Source organism: Rickettsia endosymbiont of Cantharis rufa, from assembly GCF_964026445.1.
GTDB lineage: Bacteria > Pseudomonadota > Alphaproteobacteria > Rickettsiales > Rickettsiaceae > Rickettsia.
In genome coordinates this window covers 308,906-326,582 of sequence record NZ_OZ032150.1, presented here as the reverse complement: position 1 = coordinate 326,582, position 17,677 = coordinate 308,906, and the positions used below count along the sequence as shown (strand labels likewise).

Genomic DNA, 17,677 nt, shown 5'->3' with positions numbered 1-17,677 from the left:
GTAGTAAAGGCGGGATATTCAATTTCAAAACAACAGAGATATCAATGCAAGCAGTGTAATCGATATTTTTAACTGTAATATATTAATAATGCCTCTAAGCCTGGAGTCAAGGCTCAGATAGTAGATATGTCAATCAATGGCTCTGGAGTTAGGGATACAGTAAGAGTATTAAAAGTGGGTATCAATACGGTTATCCGTGTTTTAAAAAAAAATCTAGCGTTAAAAAAGATAAATCATTCTATCAATACGATAGAAGTAATTATTGCTCCTGAAATAGATGAACAATGGCCTTATGTACAGAATAAATCCAAACAAAGATGGCTTTGGTATTCTTTGGATAAGATTTTGTTAAAAGTAGTTGCTTATACTTTTGGTACAAGATGTGATAGCACATCAGAATCATTACTGAAAAAAACTGGAGGATTTTAAGGTTACTTTTTACTTTACAGATGGATGGGGAAGTTATGCTAGGTTATTAGATCCCAAAAAACACATTGTTAGTAAAAAATATACTCAACGGATAGAACGGGGTAACTTAAATCTTAGAACAAGATGCAAAAGACTGACACGTAAAACAATTTGTTTTTCCAAGTCATTGGATATTCATGATAAAGTCATCGGAACTCTTATTGAACGTATAGCCTTTTAATATCCACATCTGTAAAATGGAGGTGCGACCGTATCGGCTTTTGGAAATTCACCTGAAAAAGCACTGCAAGAATTACAAGAAGCGTGAGCTTTAATGAAAGAAAGTTATATAAGTCATAATCAATCTATTCCCCTAGCATCGGCTAGGAAAGAATATAGTGGACAGTTTAATGTTAGAGTAGACAAACGTATACATCGAGCTTTGGTACTGGAAGCACTTAGGGCAAAAATTAGCTTTAATGCTTTAGTATCTCAAAAATTAACTTTATCGGTAAACAATGAAAAAAGCAGTTATTTTAATTAGCGGTGGAGCTGATTCTGCCACGGTTCTTGCAATAGTCCAAAAAATGGGTTATGAAATTTATGCTATGAGTTTTAGTTATGGGCAGCGTAACAATGCAGAACTTCGGAGAGTTAAGGATTTAGTTATAGAATATAACATTAAGCAGCATAAGATTATTGATATAGATTTACGGGCTTTTGGTGGTTCTGCTTTAACTGATGATAATATAGATGTTCCGCATTACCATAATACAAACGAACTACCTGAAGATGTACCGGTTACATACGTACCTGCTCGTAATACGATATTTTTAAGTTATGCACTAGGGTATGCGGAAGTAATAGGGGCAAAAGACATTTTTATAGGCGTACATACTAGTGATTCGGCAAATTATCCTGATTGTCACCCTGAATATATTAAATCTTTTGAAACAATGGCAAATTTAGCAACTAATATAAGGGTGCATGGAGAAAAAATTATCATTCATACGCCTTTAATTGATATGACTAAAGAGCAAATAATTAAAATAGGGCTTGAGCTTGGAGTTAACTACAAAAATACAATTTCATGTTACGATCCTACGGAAGATGATTTATCTTGCGGTAATTGCCTTGCTTGCATGATAAGGCTTGATGCTTTTAAAAAGAATAATGTACATGATCCGATTAAGTATGTATGATAAATAGAGAATATTTATATACCCCTTTTCCTGTTATCGACCTAAATGATATAGTTTTACGAGAGTTAGTTGAAGAGGATGTGCAGGATTATTTTAATTATATGAGTAAGTCGGAAATGGCTATTTATATAACTGATAGTAATAGACCTAAAGACTTAGAAGAAGCCCAAGGCGAAGTACGTTATTGGTCTAGTTTATATAAAAATCATAGAAGTTTTTATTGGGGAATTGCTTTGAAAGACGATAATAAATTAATAGGTACTGCGGGTTTTAATGTAATAAATCTAGAACATCACAGAGCAGAAATAAGCTATGATCTAGATCCTAATTTTTGGGGGCAAGGTATAATGTTAAAATCTATAAAAAATATCTTGAAATTTGCTTATTATATAGGCATTGTAAGAGTCCAAGCAACAGTTATTACAGATAATTCTCGTTCGATTAATCTTCTTGGGAGATGCGGTTTCGTTAGGGAGGGAATCCTTAAAAAATACGAAATAGTTGCAAATGAGCATAAAGATTACTATATGTATGCAAGAGTAGTATAAGTATTGTTGTGTATACTTAAGCCGTCATTGCGAGCAGCCGTAGGCTGCGTGGCAATCTCGCCAAATATCCTGAGATTGCTTCGTTAATTACTTTGTAATTTCCTCGCAATGACGATAATAAGAATTATTAAAATAAACGTAAAAAAAGAAAATTAATGGTAGTAGAAGTTAATAAAAAAGAATTAGTTTGCTCGTTTTGCGGTAAAAAACAGCATGAGGTAAAAAAACTAATAGCAGGTCCTGCGGTATTTATTTGTGATGAATGTATAGACTTATGCATGGATATTATGAAAGAAGAAAGTAAAGTTGCCTTAAAGCAAATTACTTCTTCAATTCCAACGCCGCAAAAAATATGTGGGATTCTAAACGATTACGTAGTTGGACAAGATCAAGCGAAAAAGATTTTGGCAGTAGCGGTATATAACCATTATAAAAGACTTGAATATGTACAATCCGGCAATAATGAGGTTGAACTTAGTAAGTCGAATATCTTACTGATCGGTCCTACCGGTTCAGGAAAAACTTTACTTGCTCAAACGCTTGCTAAAATTTTAGACGTACCTTTTACTATGGCAGACGCTACTTCTTTAACGGAAGCCGGTTATGTCGGTGAAGATGTTGAAAATATTTTACTACGTTTATTAATAGCAGCAGAGTTTAATATAGCAAAAGCACAAAAAGGTATAATTTATATTGACGAGGTTGATAAAATTGCCCGTAAATCGGAGAACCCTTCTATTACTAGAGATGTATCAGGAGAAGGAGTGCAACAAGCACTACTTAAAATTATGGAAGGGACAGTTGCTTCCGTGCCTCCTCAAGGCGGTAGGAAACACCCCCAACAGGATTTTGTTCAACTAGATACTTCAAATATTTTATTTATTTGCGGTGGTGCTTTTATGGGGATTGACAGCATTATAACCGCAAGAACTAATCACAGTTCTATAGGTTTTGCAGCTAACGTAAATATAGATAAAGAGAAAAATAATAGCGAGATTCTTAAATCTCTAGAGATTGAGGATTTAACTAAATTTGGTCTAATTCCTGAATTTATCGGTAGATTACCTATCGTTACGACTTTAGACGAATTAGATAAGCAAGCTTTAATTACAATTTTAACTAAGCCTAAGAATGCTATAGTAAAGCAATATCAAAAACAATTCGAGCTTGATGATGCTGAGCTTGTAATTGGTGATTCAGCTTTAGAAGCTATTGCCGAAAAAGCCTTAGCTAAGAAGACGGGAGCAAGGGGACTTCGTTCAATACTTGAGCATCTTTTGCTTGATAGTATGTATAAAGTTGCTGAGCTAAAAAAACAGCGTGTTACTATTACAAAAGAAGTAGTTAACGGCTTAGCAGAACCGATAATGACTTCTCTCATTTCTACAAAATCAAATAAAAAACAACCGATTATTGAGGATATACCGGCATAAATATGTGTGGATCGTTTTTTCTTTCATTGCGAGGAGAGGCAAAGCCTCGACGTGGCAATCTCGTCAAATATCCTGAGACTGCTTCGTCAATTACTTCGTAATTTCCTCGCAATGACGATTAAATGTCTGCACAACAATGTCTGCTCGTAATGATGAGGTGGTATCCACATAACAACACCGGCTTGAACCACAGGACAACATAAAATTTATCCTAAACTAGTGTTATAATGATTTAAATACCATTAAGAAAAAAATAATAATCAGACTGATAAATGCTGGTCAACCTAGGTAGAACCATAATTTAAATAATTTATAATATTTTTTCGGTAGGTGGGTTCGCTGTTTTAATGCTTCAAGTGCCATATTTCGTAGTTTAATTTGAATCCATACCACTGGAAGCCAACAACTACCGGTGATTATGTATCCGATAAAAGTTAAGATAAGCCGTAAATCAGAATAATTATAGCCAAGCATATTTACTAATATTATGCCGCTAACCGGTTGAATTATCACAGTTGGAGTAGTAAAAAGAAGATCAGCTATAACTGTAGTGCGAGCTGCATATGCCTTTGCATTCAAATTATAATGAACTGAAAAAATTGGACAAAAAATAGTTGGTGTATCTTGGTAATAAGTTAGAATGCAGGCAATAACTTATAGGATATAAAATGACAAGAAAACAGATACGGAATTTCAGTGCTAAAGAGAAGACAAGGATAGTGTTAGAATTATTAAAAGAGGATGTAACAATATCACAGTTATCATCTAAATATGAGGTTAGCAGCAATAGCATATCACATTGAAAGAAGCAGTTTTATCAAATGCAGCGATAGCATTTGAGCCAGCCAAGGTAGTTAGTGAATATCAAGAGCAAATTAATAGACTTAAGGAACAGAATGATGAACTAGCGAAGGATTTGGGGAAAACTACAATCGAGAGGGGGTCGCACCTCCATTTTGCAGATGTGGGTATTAAATGCTATACGTTCAATAAGAGTTCCGATGACTTTATCATGAATATCCAATGACTTGGAAAAACAAATTGTTTTACGTGTCAGTCTTTTGCATCTTGTTCTAAGATTTAAGTTACCCCGTTCTATCCGTTGAGTATATTTTTTACTAACAATGTGTTTTTTGGGATCTAATAACCTAGCATAACTTCCCCATCCATCTGTAAAGTAAAAAGTAACCTTAAAATCCTCCGGTTTTTTTTCAGTAATGATTCTGATGTGCTATCACATCTTGTACCAAAAGTATAAGCAACTACTTTTAACAAAATCTTATCCAAAGAATATCAAAGCCATCTTTGTTTGGATTTATTCTGTACATAAGGCCATTGTTCATCTATTTCAGGAGCAATAATTACTTCTATCGTATTGATAGAATGATTTATCTTTTTTAACGCTAGATTTTTTTAAAACACGGATAACCGTATTGATACCCACTTTTAATACTCTTACTGTATCCCTAACTCCAGAGCCATTGATTGACATATCTACTATCTGAGTCTTGACTCCAGGCTTAGAGGCATTATTAATATATTACAGTTAAAAATATCGATTACACTGCTTGCATTGATATCTCTGTTGTTTTGAAATTGAATATCCCGCCTTTACTACTTTTTCTGTGTCGTTACAATATCTACACTTAACATCTATTCTTGATCTACACTTAACATATATTCTTGTCATAACTCCTTAACTATAATTCTCTCTTATTACTGTTTGAGGATTATAGACTATTCATGCTAAGCTGCAATACGGGGGCGCGGCCATAATGGGCAGTATAGTATATCTATCTCGTCTAATATAGAATATGAATTTCTAAATTATCATACATTATTACAAACTTTATCAGATTATCCATTGTATATTCAGCTATGGACATGTCATTCTGGAGCGGTGCATGACATGATGTATAAGTTTAAAGTAGGAACTATTATTATAGCTCATACACATAAACTGGATCTCGAAGACACTTTGTGCGCTGACGATGCACTATGTAGGTCGATAATGCATTATCACGCAAGTACCAATATTACACCTCAGGAACAATTTTTATATGACTTGGGTTTTAATGTAGGTATTGCATCATGGGGATCAGTGACAAAGGATGGTGTCATAACATATACTACTACTGATTTCTTAACAGATCGCACACTATATGATTTAACGGATATATTAAGTGATAATATCACGGTTGATTACATGGTAGATACAATTATTAGAAATGAACGTAGTACATTTGGTAAGTACTTACAATGCAATAGTAATACTGCTGCAGCATATGACGGTGCATACTATATTCAATGTAAACTAGAATATTTTTTTACTCAGCAACGCGCGGGTAGTATTGATCTCAAGATATTAGAAAATTTTTTAGATTTATTAGTTGGTTATAATAGTGAATCCAATTGCACCAGTCGCAACACACCAGATTTCGATTTAGCACTTCTCAATGCAATCATATATATGAAAGATAATGGCGTAATTAAAGTATTGTTGAAATATGTAAATAATCCAAATATTAATATTGGTGATATACCAATCATTATTGCTGTATTAGAAGATGATAACATAGAACTATTTAATATGTTGCTTGCATTCGGTGCTGATCTTAATATTACGTCATATGTCGATGGAACATCTCCATTACATATTGCCTCTCAGAACAGTTTACAGGAGGTTGCAACAGCTCTAATTAACAATGGAGCAGATCCCAATATCCGCGATAACAAGGGTAATACTCCTTTAATTTATGCGATACTCGCCAAGGAACCTAAGAAAGAAATAATTGAACTACTTATTACTAGCTCTAATATTAATTTGGATATAAAAAATGACGATGCTCAGTCTGCATTACATATTGCAACAAAGTATAATCATATAAATATCGTAAAATTATTGCTAGATGCAGGGGTGAATGTAAATGCAGTAAATGATGATGGCGATACCGCTTTGCATTTGGCACTACAATACCATTATATGGATATAGCAAAATTATTATTTAGTAATAGCGAGGTAGATATTTATGTCCCAAATAATCTCTCCCTGACCCCTGTGCAGCTTGCCATCTCTCTTGTTGCTGATGATCATGAGTTAGAAAAACTAATGCATTCAAAAGTAACTATAACCAGACATCATCTAAATATATCAAATAATAAGGCGGAGAGCAAGATAGCAGTAGAAACAGACGACTTAAATAAGTCTGCCCATGATCAGGAACTCGCTGTACAGGGACAAGATAATAACATATATGATACTATTTTAACATAATAGTACTAAATTTATTATGCCATCCAATCATACATTAGGTTTTTATAAAAATAATTTACGATGTTTTGTATTAACCAATAATGAAGGAGGGGTGTTGGAGATATTAAATGGATACGCTCATACTGATATTACTGGCCCCGCTGGTACTAGCCTCCTATTAACAGCTATCAATAGAAACTATCGAGTGATAGTGAACATGTTATTGCAAAAAGGTGTTGATCCAAACTGTATTGGATATGATCAGAAAAGTCCGTTAGAAATATCTACAATTTTATTATCTGACTGCTTTCTTACAAAAACATTACTTGATTATGGTGCAAATCCTAGTGTTACAGTTCATAATAAGCCCTTGTTATTTACTATTATTAGTAATGGAAGTGCGTGCAATAAAATTGCCGAAATATTGTTAAGTAATCACAATACTGAGATAAATCCCCAAGATCAGCACGGCAATACATTACTAGATAAAGTGATTTCATATAATAATCATGACTTAGCGGATATTATTATTCATTTACAGCAATTAGAAAATGCATTGTCAATCGGCGATATAGAAATCAATCATTTTTCCAATAAGCATCTTAAAATATTTACAAAGAGGCAAATATCTAAAATTACAACAGGCAATTCTCATAAGACACTAGATCAATTCAGTAAAAATATATCAGACGTAATAAAGTATAAGCAATTAGTTAGTAACATTCCTGATCATTCAGAAATCTTACAACAAGTTGAAGAAAACATTACAATGTTTTTTAGTTTAAAATATATGGCTGCACAAACATTAAGAAACTACAATATTCCAGTTGTTGTGAATGAGGACATACCTAAAATGCTATACCATCAGTTAGAACAGGATTATAATATATCTTTAGTCACTACCGTTCCAGTACTTGCAGAGGATTCGGGTTTATAGGCTGAATTTAAATAACCAATATCATGGGATATCGCACTTAGTAATAGATAATATAGCAATTTCCTCTAATGTCTCTAAAAGTTTACTTTTGGAGACTGATAAAATTCTAATGTGGTATATACACAGCATGTTGCATATATTGAACTAGATAAATAATTCAATATATGACAATATAAAACTAAATATATTAATCTGAAAGTAAGGACATATGGAATAAGTGTTATTTATTCCATAAATAAGTCATTTTTAAGCAAGTTTTATCAATAAGTATAAAGTTAGGAGGCTATTATGAGTTCAGAAAACAATCAAGGCACTATGGAACAAATGAAAGATAAAGCAAAAGATTTAGCTGATAAAGCCAAGGATGGCATCAATAATATGAAGGATAAGGCAAAAGAAATAATAGATGACATAGAGAAGAAGGTTGATGATAAGAGATAGGTATATACTATCTTCACACTTCCATTATATTCTTTGCGTTATTCCAAACTGAAGGAGTGGTTAATTGGTTATATAGCATGAAAGATATTAGTACGGAAAACAAGTGTTTTCCGTGCATGCTAGTTGGTTATATGAGAGTTTCTAGTGAAAATGAACGCCAAGTGTTCGATCTTCAATATGATGCACTTATTAAAGAAGAAGTTGATCCAAGACATATTTTCAAGATAAGGTCAGAGGAACAAAAGATAATAGAAAAGGATTACAAGAAGCTCTGGCATCGTAAAGTTAAGAGGGAAGTAAATTAAGTATTGAGCAAACGCTGGTTATATCATCGTTTTAATAGTAGCTACCGAGATGTTCAAGAACAGATGGCATATCGAGGTATTATTTTGAGTCATGAGACTGTAAAATTTTGGTACAATAAATTTGCGGTTTATTTTTAAGATGTTATCAGGAAGAGAGAGGAAGCCGACTGATAAATGGCATTTAGATGAAATGAACATTAAGATTAAAGGGGAAGTATTTATATTATGGAGAGCTGTTGACTCTGAGGGGGCCGTGCCCCCGTATTGCAGCTTAGCATGAATAGTCTATAATCCTCAAACAGTAATAAGAGAGAATTATAGTTAAGGAGTTATGGCAAGAATATATGTTAAGTGTAGATCAAGAATAGATGTTAAGTGTAGATATTATAACGACACAGAAAAAGTAGTAAAGGCGGGATATTCAATTTCAAAACAACAGAGATATCAATGCAAGCAGTGTAATCGATATTTTTAACTGTAATATATTAATAATGCCTCTAAGCCTGGAGTCAAGACTCAGATAGTAGATATGTCAATCAATGGCTCTGGAGTTAGGGATACAGTAAGAGTATTAAAAGTGGGTATCAATACGGTTATCCGTGTTTTAAAAAAAATCTAGCGTTAAAAAAGATAAATCATTCTATCAATACGATAGAAGTAATTATTGCTCCTGAAATAGATGAACAATGGTCTTATGTACAGAATAAATCCAAACAAAGATGGCTTTGATATTCTTTGGATAAGATTTTGTTAAAAGTAGTTGCTTATACTTTTGGTACAAGATGTGATAGCACATCAGAATCATTACTGAAAAAAACCGGAGGATTTTAAGGTTACTTTTTACTTTACAGATGGATGGGGAAGTTATGCTAGGTTATTAGATCCCAAAAAACACATTGTTAGTAAAAAATATACTCAACGGATAGAACGGGGTAACTTAAATCTTAGAACAAGATGCAAAAGACTGACACGTAAAACAATTTGTTTTTCCAAGTCATTGGATATTCATGATAAAGTCATCGGAACTCTTATTGAACGTATAGCCTTTTAATATCCACATCTGTAAAATGGAGGTGCGACCACGTAGTGCAGGACAGAATATTGCCGAGAAAACCGCTATTACCTTTACTTGGCTTAATAACATTGTTTCAGACACAAACGATGATACAGTTATCAATATTGAACCTACAGAAGTAGTACCATGCATGGGTTGAAGTTTGAATTTCTTAATGCGTTCTTCCTGTGTCATTCCCGCGAAAGCGAGAATCCGGTCATTAAAAAATTTAAACACTCTAAATTTCAAAATTAAAGCTCGATTTATCTCGTTTTTTCTGGATTTCCGCCTACGCGGGAAGGCATTATTGCGTGAATCAATTGCACTTTTGTCACCCCGTGACTTGACCACGGGATCCAGTTTAAAATGCTAAAGTTATTAGTATTTTTGTTGTTTTTATGGATCCCGTGGTCAAGTCGTGGGGTGACGCAGTAGATTTTATCGGTCCACGCAACAAAGCCACGCGGGAATGACATAGAAACTTTAAATCAATTCTTTTTAGGTAATACCGGTAAAAGAAGTTGAATTGTGTATTAAAAAATAAAAAAATACAATATCACTAACTTCTTTTTTTAGAAAATTTATGTATATTAAAAATAAATCAAAACTTTTGTTAATTTCTCCATTTATATTATTAGCAGTAATTTTACCAACATTTTTGTTATTAGAAATTTATGATATAAGCAAAAATGGTTTCTATAGGAATAACATAGATCGAGGGTTTTTTTATTACAATTTTTCATCACCATTATTACAAGAAAAGTTAGAAAAATCAAATTACACTATACAACTAGCAAAAAATCCAAATATTCCTTACAGAATTGCAATTTTGTGTAGATATGATCCTTTGGCTTGTATGAGAATACAACAAGCAGCAAGTAATCTTGGATGGGAGTCTTTGCTCATTTCAGCTACAACTCATCCACTAGATGTGGCTAGAATTCATGGCATAGTTAGTCAATTTAATCCTGATTTTACTATATCTGCAGCTGATTTTGGTGTAGTAGCGGGTGTTAAGAACTACTTGGTCTTGCATTTTCCTTGTTTAATTAATCCTGATTTAAGTAAATACTATTGTCCGAACCCTCTTCGGTATGATGGATTGCTTGCTGTTACGGATTTAAAAAGAATTAATCAATATTATGAAAGTATTTCTATACCTGTAATTGATTTTAAGTTTTCACGACCTAAAACAGAATTTATTAAAATTAATTATTCAAGGTTATTTATATGTGGTTATAATTGGGATAATACTCGCACTGGTCTTAAGTATAAAAAATTATATCAATTACTTGATAAGCACAAAGATGTTGATATATACGGTCCTAAGCAAGCTTGGAATGGTCTTAATTCATATAGGGGATTTATACCATATGACGATCAACTATTTGTTGATGCAATAAGAAAAAGTGGTATTGGCTTAGCAATTCATTCGGAAGGACATAATACTGAAAATTTTCCTTCTGGACGAGTTTTAGAACTTGTTAGTTCTTCAGCATTAGTAATTGTTGATGAAATTCCATGGGCAAAAGAAACTTTTGGCGATAATATATTATATATAGAAACTTTAAACAAATCTCCTGAGGAAATATATTCTCAAATAAATCAACATTTAAAATGGATAAAGTCTCATCCTGAAGAAGCTTACGAAAAGGTAAAAAAAGCTCATCAGATTTATCTCTATAAATTTACTATGGAACAAATACTTACAAATGTAGCTAATATACATAATAAAATTATAAGCCAGGGAAATTAGAAAGCAAATCAGATGTATAAAGTTATACTTATAATTTTTATGATTATTTGGGGTTCAATAAATGTGTACGATTCTTCATTTACTAGTTTTTTTATTATAGATTTTTACCTATAGAAAAAATTGCTAAACTGGATTTTATTAGTGATGAAAACCTGCAAGCTGGTAGGTTGGAGATGAGTGAACATAAGGTTGTTTTTGCTGGTATTACAAGGAGTAATGCTCCTCATTTACCAAACGCAATACGTCATATAGAGTATATAGGGCAGTTTTTTCAGATTGAAGAATAATAATCTTTGAAAACGATTCTACTGATACTACAAAATTAATGTTAAACTTGTGGCAGTTAGTAAATCATAAAGTAAAGATTATATCACAGGACTTTTTTAACCGAAAAAGACCTTCTATAAACTTCCTAGCGGATATTAGGAATAAATATCTAGAAATTTTAAACACGAGTGAATTTGATAAGTTTGATATAGTAATTATTCTCGATATAGATATAGGTTACGGTATTGATATTAGAGGAATACAAGACAGTTTTAGCAAAATTGAACGTTGGGATGTTATATGCTCAAATGGAATATTTAATTCTCAAGGGCAAATGTATGATGCTTTTGCGCTCCGTAATGAAGAGTTTTCCGATACACCAGCTGAATATAGCCTAAAAACCGGCCAAAATTATTATCCTACGAGAAATATTTCTCCCATGCAGAAAATATATCTCCCAGATTCAGATTTGCTACCGGTAAATTCGTGTTTTAACAGTCTTGCAATATACAAAAGAAAATTCTTTGAAAACTGCTCTTACGATTCCATAAAAGAAGATTGCGAACATTTGTATTTACATGAGTGTATGCGTTCTAAGCATAATGCAAGGATATTTATGAATCTAGCGCAAATTATTCGTTAGGAGCATTATAGCGCCAAGTAAGGTATACGGCAAATTTATTTATAATTTTGCCTCTATCTGGGGCTGTTCATTCGCCTCTACTTCAATAATCTCTGATTTAGAGGAAACAATTTGATAACGCTCTAATGCTGCCGGCATGGCTTTATTCCCTGAATCAATGCCGAGTTTGTGAATGTTCTTAACTCTTGACATAAGGTTGCGATTAAACGAAGCCGCAAATTTATCGTAATTAGTAACCATATTATGTAGGTTATTACCTATTTTCTGAGAATAATCGGCTATAGTACCTATAGAGCTTAATAACTTCCTGACTTCTTCTATGATAACCTTATAATTTTCTGAACGCTTATGATCGGTAATCTGGAATCTTGCAAATGACAGCATATTCATAAGCCCCGCAGGTCCTACGGGAAAGATATTACAGCTCCAAGCTTTTTGTAAAAATTCAGGATCAGCTGCAATAACTTTCTCAACCGCTTGCTCAGTTGGCAAAAACATTAAAGTAATAACATTATTAAAACTCCAATCCTTTTTGTTTAGGTTGGTTAAAATATTTTCGGCATAGTCTTTATTAGTCAGGGATTTTAAATGATAATTCATAGTTTTACTCAGATTCCCATTATTATCCTGTGCGTCAACTAGAAACTTTGAAGCTTTGGAATCAATAACCATTAAATTACCTGAGGGTAGAAAGATAAGGGCGTCAGGTCTTAGCTTTCCGCTGTCTAGCGTAGTTAGGCCGTATTGCATAATAAAATCTAAATTAGGACGTAAGCCCGACGATTTTAGGATATTCTCAAGCGTAATCTCGGCAAGTAACCCCGCGCCGATAGGAGAAAGCAGCGACTGTTTTATCAAATCAACCGTACCTTTTGATCGCTCAATATCTTTATTTAATGCACCTACCATCGTAATTAGCCGCTCAAACTCGCTGTTAAACTTTCCTGATGCAGTAGCAATATTTTTCTCTGAAATCTCTCTTGCTGCTGTATTTTCCATTTTATGAATTTCGATTAATTGCTTGGATAAATCCTTACCTAAATCAAATAAAGCAGCTTTTGCTGATGAAAACGACTCGCTTCTTATTTTTTCCGTATCTTTGATAGTTTGGTCCTGATATTCTACTTTACACCTCAATTGCTCAATTTTCTGCAAATATCCTATTTTTTCTTGATTCAATAATCGGTTGTTATTGCTAATTTCTAGATTCTGCTCCGATAAGAATTGTAGCTGCGTTTTTAAGGTTTTAGTTTTTACATAAAACCAAATTATTAAAGCTAATAAAATAAGTAGTGTAGTTATGATAATCGGTAATAAATAAGGCATATGTTTTGTAATTTACGTGATCATTTCGACGTTTAATTATAAGCTGTATCCTCGCACATACCAATAAATGTAGCTGGATTGACTATATTCACTTTATCTTCTAGCGGTCCGAGTGGCTGAGCCGGTTTTAACAATTCCGGCGTTAATATAAATTTAGTTTTTTTCTCGATATTCGATAAAAAAGGTAAATGTAAGCTATGAGGACTGTATATTATTGCGTATTTATCCCATTCCGGGTATTGTCTATTCAAATACCCTTTATATTCAGATGGACCATATACTTCTATACTGCCAAATTTATATTTTTTTAAAGGGTATAGCTCATAATCATAAAAAAATCATTTGGATATTTATTATACATACTTTGATTAAAATGAACAAATTTATCATTTTCTTGATGAAATACGAAAATATCTAAACATCTTATCCCACAAATTACATAAATTTTATTGTGTTTAACACGATATCCTAATTGCTCAAATTGTGGTAATATTTGTTGCAACCGTACTTCATTCTCATGTATTATGCCTATATCTAAATCATCGTCAAAAGGAATTATACCTTGATGTCTAACGGCTCCAAGCAGCGTACCGCCTTCTATCCAATAATTAATATTATTCTTACCAAGTATCTCATGAGTGTCTTTCATTAGCTGATAAAGGCCAATAGCTTTTTTCTCACTAATTCTGTATTTTTTTACTTGCTCATCATTTAAGGTTACATATCGCCAGTCATGTTCTAATATATAAGCATAACACAATACACCGATGAAAATAGTAAGAATTAAGCGTAAAATATTTTTAAAGGATAATATCGACTTTAATTTTATTATCTTGAATCTTAAATTATATTTTCCCTGCTGATATAACAAATCGGTTATTATTTTAACGTGTTTAAAAGCTTACTCTATCCTCTAAGGGACCAAACGGATGAGCCGGTTTTAACAATTCCGGCGTTAATATAAATTTAGTTTTTTTCTCGATATTCGATAAAAAAGGTAAATGTAAGCTATGAGAATTATGTATTACTGTATACTTATCCCATTCCGGATATAGCCCATCTAAATTTGCTTTAGGATCAGCCGGGCCATAAACCTCTATACTACCGAATTTATATTTTTTTAAAGGGTATAGCTCATAATCATAAAAAAAGTCGCTTGGATATTTATTGCGAGTAGTTAAGTTAGTATGAATAAATTTGTTCTGTTCTTTATGAAAAATAAAAATATCCAAGCAAACTTTTTTACATATATTGTAAGACCGTTCAAAAGAAACAGTATAACCTAGCTGTTCAAATTGTGGTAATATTTGTTGCAACCGTACTTCATTCTCATGTATTATGCCTATATCTAAATCATCGTCAAAAGGAATTATACCTTGATGTCTAACGGCTCCAAGCAGCGTACCGCCTTCTATCCAATAATTAATATTATTCTTACCAAGTATCTCATGAGTGTCTTTCATTAGCTGATAAAGGCCAATAGCTTTTTTCTCACTAATTCTGTATTTTTTTACTTGCTCATCATTTAAGGTTACATATCGCCAGTCATGTTCTAATATATAAGCATAAAAAAATATACCGGCAAATATAATAAGAATTAAGCCTAAAATATTTTTAAAGGATAATATCGACTTTAATTTTATCACCTTGAACCTCAAATTTTATTTCTTCTGCCGATGTAACGTTTTTTAAATCTTCTGTTAGTTCTTCAGATAATTTTATGCTACTAACTTCAAGTAATTTTATCGGAGCTTTTATAGATAGGTTCTTCTCGGCTTTGAATTTCCTGACGATGTCTAGAATTTCAATTAATCTTTCTGATTGCGTTACATCGATTTCATAGTATAAATTGCTATAATTTACCCAGCCACCTTTTATATGAATAGACCTCCTATCATTATATAATATCTGATATAATTCTTCAGTAATATGCGGTATAAACGGAGCAAATAACTTTAATAGCGTTTGCATTATGTGATAGAGTGTTAATATGCTACTATATTGCCCTTGTGGGTTTTTGTTTTCTTCATCATAGCTTCTAGTTTTACTAATCTCTAAATAATTATCACAAAATACCGACCAAAAAAACTTTTCTGTCAGCTGCATAGCATTTGCATATTCATAATTTTGTAACTCATTTGTAGCTAGATTAACTAGCTCTACTAGTTTATTAATTATCCATTGATCAAACTCGTTAGTGATTTTTTCTTTAACATCCAAAAGCTTTGCTTTTTTATCTTCATCTTTTAATTTATCAAAATGTATAGAAACAAATTTAGCAGCATTCCATAGCTTATTAACTAGTCGCTTACCATTTTTCATAACATCTTCAGAGTAGGAGGTGTCAGCTCCAAGTCTTGAATTTGCCGACCAATAGCGTATTACGTCAGAACCGTACTGCTCTAGCAGTTTTTCAGGAACTAAAACATTGTCTTTGGATTTTGACATTTTACTGCGGTCTTCAGCTAAACACCAACCGCTTACCATGATATTTTTCCACGGTAGAGTATTTTGGTGTAGATGTGCTTTTAGGATTGTATAGAATGCCCAGGTTCTAATAATTTCGTGTGCTTGAGGTCTTAAATCCATAGGGAATAATTTATTGTGTCTATCTTTATTAACAGCGAAATTATCAGAAATCCCATGAGTAGAAAGCTGCGGCGAAACAGAACTTGTTGCCCAAGTATCCATAACATCCAAGTCAGGCTCTACTTCCTCCTTACTATAGCCTATAGGTAAATCTTTTAAGGGATCGACAGGTAGCTGTGAAATATCGGCATATAAAATTTTACCTTTTTCTCCTATTACTTTAGAGTACCAAACAGGAAACGGTATACCAAAATAACGCTGCCTACTGATGCACCAATCCCAGCTAATGGCATTAATCCAGTTCTCAAGTCTAATTTTCATACTTTTAGGATGCCAGTTTAACTCAGTTGCTCTTTTAAGTAACGCTTCCTTATGTGATATTGTTTTAACAAACCATTGCGGTACGGTTAGTATCTCAAGAGGAGCGCCTGACCTCTCGGCACATTTAACGGTTTGAGTTATCTCTTCTTGCTTAATAAGCAATTCCTGCTCTTTTAAAGTATCTATTATTTTTGTTCGAGCTCCTTTAATTTTCAATCCGTCTATACCGATATCATGAGGAAAATCTATTATACCTTTTTTAGTAATAATAGTTTTTAAAGGTAGATTATGCGTTTTCCACCAAGTAATATCGGTTTGATCACCAAACGTACAGCACATAACTAATCCACTGCCTTTATCTTGTTGTACTAAAGAATCAGCAAGCAGTGGAATTTTCTCATTAAAAAGCGGAGTTATAGCAAATTTGCTTACCAGGTGCTTATAACGTTCATCGTCAGGGTGATAAAATACGGCTACGCAAGCTGGTAGTAATTCCGGTCTTGTAGTTGCTATTGTAAGCGGGTCTCCTTGCTCGGTTTTAAACGTAATATAATTCATGAAAGAGGTTTTTTCCTTGTCCTCAATATCGGCTTGAGCAAGAGCAGTACAATCTACCGGATCCCATAATATAGGCTGATCATTGCGATAAATTTCGCCTTTCTTAACTAAATCAAGAAAAGACATTTGTGATATTTTTCGTGATAACGGGCTGATAGTTTGGTACTCTAAACTCCAATCAACCGATAAGGCTATTTGGTTAAATAGACTTCTAAACTTCCCTTCTTCACTTGCTACTACCCCTTCACAAATATTTATAAACTCGTCTCTACTCATATTGTAAGCCTTGATCTGCTTTTGCTTTTCAACAAGTCTCTCGGTCGGTAGTCCATTATCGTCAAACCCCATAGGATAAAAGATATTTTTACCGATCATACGCTGAAAACGTACGATAAAGTCGGTTTGCGTATAGCTGTAAACATGCCCGATATGTAGCTGCCCCGAAACTGTCGGAGGCGGAGTATCAATTACATAAGTTTCTTCTTTTGGAATATTTGAATCATACGCATAAATTTGCTGTTCTTGCCAAATCTGCTGCCACTTTTTCTCATTTTCGATAAAATTATAATTCTTTGGAAATTCTTTCATATACTTTATTTTTGTTAAGAATATTATTATAAAGGTTATATGTGATTA

Annotated in this window: 20 protein-coding genes and 4 pseudogenes; 17 read left to right on the top strand and 7 right to left on the bottom strand. The window is 33.0% G+C overall.

Annotated features, from left to right (window positions below):
- The first annotated feature begins 126 nt into the window (after positions 1–126).
- From AAGD46_RS08620 to clpX, 6 genes and pseudogenes are all read left to right on the top strand, one after another.
- Positions 127–429, top strand: coding sequence for an IS1 family transposase (locus AAGD46_RS08620; protein WP_410525927.1), 303 nt, complete (start codon positions 127–129; stop codon positions 427–429).
- Positions 416–649, top strand: coding sequence for an IS1 family transposase (locus AAGD46_RS08615; protein ID WP_410525955.1), 234 nt, complete (start codon positions 416–418; stop codon positions 647–649). Before AAGD46_RS08620 ends, AAGD46_RS08615 begins: the two co-directional genes overlap by 14 nt.
- 30 nt (positions 650–679) lie before the next feature.
- Positions 680–952 (top strand): annotated as a pseudogene (locus tag AAGD46_RS01745) (toxin-antitoxin system HicB family antitoxin); the annotation flags it as partial.
- Positions 927–1,610: a 7-cyano-7-deazaguanine synthase QueC gene (gene queC / locus AAGD46_RS01740; RefSeq protein ID WP_341787529.1), complete on the top strand. Its 684-nt coding sequence runs from the start codon at positions 927–929 to the stop codon at positions 1,608–1,610. The pseudogene AAGD46_RS01745 and the gene queC, both read left to right, overlap by 26 nt.
- Entirely contained in the window at positions 1,607–2,158 is a 552-nt protein-coding gene (locus tag AAGD46_RS01735) for a GNAT family protein (RefSeq protein ID WP_341787528.1), read from the top strand. Before queC ends, AAGD46_RS01735 begins: the two co-directional genes overlap by 4 nt.
- A 155-nt stretch (positions 2,159–2,313) precedes the next feature.
- Positions 2,314–3,591, top strand: a complete 1,278-nt coding sequence (gene clpX / locus AAGD46_RS01730; RefSeq protein WP_341787527.1) for an ATP-dependent Clp protease ATP-binding subunit ClpX — start codon at positions 2,314–2,316, stop codon at positions 3,589–3,591.
- Positions 3,592–3,870: 279 nt separating this feature from the next.
- On the opposite strand, the gene AAGD46_RS01725 is transcribed toward clpX, so the two are convergent.
- Positions 3,871–4,170, bottom strand: a complete 300-nt coding sequence (locus AAGD46_RS01725) for a DUF2269 domain-containing protein (RefSeq protein ID WP_341787526.1) — start codon at positions 4,168–4,170, stop codon at positions 3,871–3,873.
- A 220-nt stretch (positions 4,171–4,390) separates the two neighbouring features.
- Here AAGD46_RS01725 and AAGD46_RS01720 point away from each other — a divergent pair, with 220 nt between their 5' ends.
- Positions 4,391–4,618, top strand: a complete 228-nt coding sequence (locus tag AAGD46_RS01720; protein WP_341787970.1) for a hypothetical protein — start codon at positions 4,391–4,393, stop codon at positions 4,616–4,618.
- Here AAGD46_RS01720 and AAGD46_RS01715 read toward each other — a convergent pair.
- A pseudogene (locus AAGD46_RS01715) lies at positions 4,574–5,281 on the bottom strand (IS1 family transposase); the annotation flags it as partial. The gene AAGD46_RS01720 and the pseudogene AAGD46_RS01715 sit on opposite strands and share 45 nt — an antisense overlap.
- A gap of 321 nt (positions 5,282–5,602) precedes the next feature.
- On the opposite strand from AAGD46_RS01715, the gene AAGD46_RS01710 reads away from it, so the two are divergent.
- From AAGD46_RS01710 to AAGD46_RS08600, 8 genes and pseudogenes are all read left to right on the top strand, one after another.
- The gene (locus AAGD46_RS01710) at positions 5,603–6,865 is read left to right on the top strand and encodes an ankyrin repeat domain-containing protein (RefSeq protein ID WP_341787525.1); all 1,263 of its coding nucleotides are present in this window, start codon (positions 5,603–5,605) and stop codon (positions 6,863–6,865) included.
- A gap of 196 nt (positions 6,866–7,061) precedes the next feature.
- A complete protein-coding gene (locus AAGD46_RS01705; protein ID WP_341787524.1) occupies positions 7,062–7,781 on the top strand; it encodes a hypothetical protein in 720 nt (239 codons plus the stop codon).
- Between the two features lie 288 nt (positions 7,782–8,069).
- Positions 8,070–8,222 (top strand): hypothetical protein, encoded by a 153-nt coding sequence (locus tag AAGD46_RS01700; protein ID WP_341787523.1) that lies wholly within the window; start codon positions 8,070–8,072, stop codon positions 8,220–8,222.
- A 77-nt stretch (positions 8,223–8,299) separates the two neighbouring features.
- Complete coding sequence (locus tag AAGD46_RS01695; RefSeq protein WP_341787522.1) at positions 8,300–8,527, top strand: hypothetical protein; 228 nt, start codon at positions 8,300–8,302, stop codon at positions 8,525–8,527.
- Positions 8,528–8,648: 121 nt separating this feature from the next.
- On the top strand, positions 8,649–8,807 hold the full coding sequence (locus AAGD46_RS01690) for a DDE-type integrase/transposase/recombinase (RefSeq protein ID WP_341787521.1): 159 nt from the start codon (positions 8,649–8,651) through the stop codon (positions 8,805–8,807).
- A 249-nt stretch (positions 8,808–9,056) separates the two neighbouring features.
- Positions 9,057–9,146 (top strand): IS1-like element transposase, encoded by a 90-nt coding sequence (locus AAGD46_RS08610; RefSeq protein ID WP_341786649.1) that lies wholly within the window; start codon positions 9,057–9,059, stop codon positions 9,144–9,146.
- An 11-nt stretch (positions 9,147–9,157) separates the two neighbouring features.
- A complete protein-coding gene (locus AAGD46_RS08605) occupies positions 9,158–9,256 on the top strand; it encodes an IS1 family transposase (RefSeq protein ID WP_410525956.1) in 99 nt (32 codons plus the stop codon).
- Positions 9,257–9,413: 157 nt separating this feature from the next.
- A pseudogene (locus AAGD46_RS08600) lies at positions 9,414–9,578 on the top strand (IS1 family transposase); the annotation flags it as partial.
- Here AAGD46_RS08600 and AAGD46_RS01680 read toward each other — a convergent pair.
- Entirely contained in the window at positions 9,522–9,776 is a 255-nt protein-coding gene (locus AAGD46_RS01680) for a hypothetical protein (protein WP_341787520.1), read from the bottom strand. The pseudogene AAGD46_RS08600 and the gene AAGD46_RS01680 sit on opposite strands and share 57 nt — an antisense overlap.
- Positions 9,777–10,164: 388 nt before the next feature.
- Between AAGD46_RS01680 and AAGD46_RS01675 the strand changes: the two genes are divergently transcribed.
- Both AAGD46_RS01675 and AAGD46_RS01670 read left to right on the top strand, forming a co-directional pair.
- Complete coding sequence (locus AAGD46_RS01675; protein ID WP_341787519.1) at positions 10,165–11,337, top strand: hypothetical protein; 1,173 nt, start codon at positions 10,165–10,167, stop codon at positions 11,335–11,337.
- A 325-nt stretch (positions 11,338–11,662) separates the two neighbouring features.
- On the top strand, positions 11,663–12,247 hold the full coding sequence (locus AAGD46_RS01670; RefSeq protein WP_341787518.1) for a hypothetical protein: 585 nt from the start codon (positions 11,663–11,665) through the stop codon (positions 12,245–12,247).
- A 39-nt stretch (positions 12,248–12,286) separates the two neighbouring features.
- Here AAGD46_RS01670 and AAGD46_RS01665 read toward each other — a convergent pair whose 3' ends face one another.
- From AAGD46_RS01665 to AAGD46_RS01650, 4 genes and pseudogenes are all read right to left on the bottom strand, one after another.
- Positions 12,287–13,573, bottom strand: a complete 1,287-nt coding sequence (locus tag AAGD46_RS01665) for a DNA recombination protein RmuC (protein WP_341787517.1) — start codon at positions 13,571–13,573, stop codon at positions 12,287–12,289.
- Between the two features lie 32 nt (positions 13,574–13,605).
- Positions 13,606–14,405, bottom strand: a pseudogene (locus tag AAGD46_RS01660) (LicD family protein).
- A gap of 61 nt (positions 14,406–14,466) precedes the next feature.
- Positions 14,467–15,219 (bottom strand): phosphorylcholine transferase LicD, encoded by a 753-nt coding sequence (locus tag AAGD46_RS01655; protein ID WP_341787516.1) that lies wholly within the window; start codon positions 15,217–15,219, stop codon positions 14,467–14,469.
- Positions 15,188–17,629 carry a valine--tRNA ligase gene (locus tag AAGD46_RS01650; protein WP_341787515.1) on the bottom strand — a complete coding sequence of 814 codons (2,442 nt, stop codon included), beginning with the start codon at positions 17,627–17,629 and terminating at the stop codon, positions 15,188–15,190. The genes AAGD46_RS01655 and AAGD46_RS01650 overlap by 32 nt, the downstream gene beginning before the upstream one ends.
- Positions 17,630–17,677 lie beyond the last annotated feature (48 nt).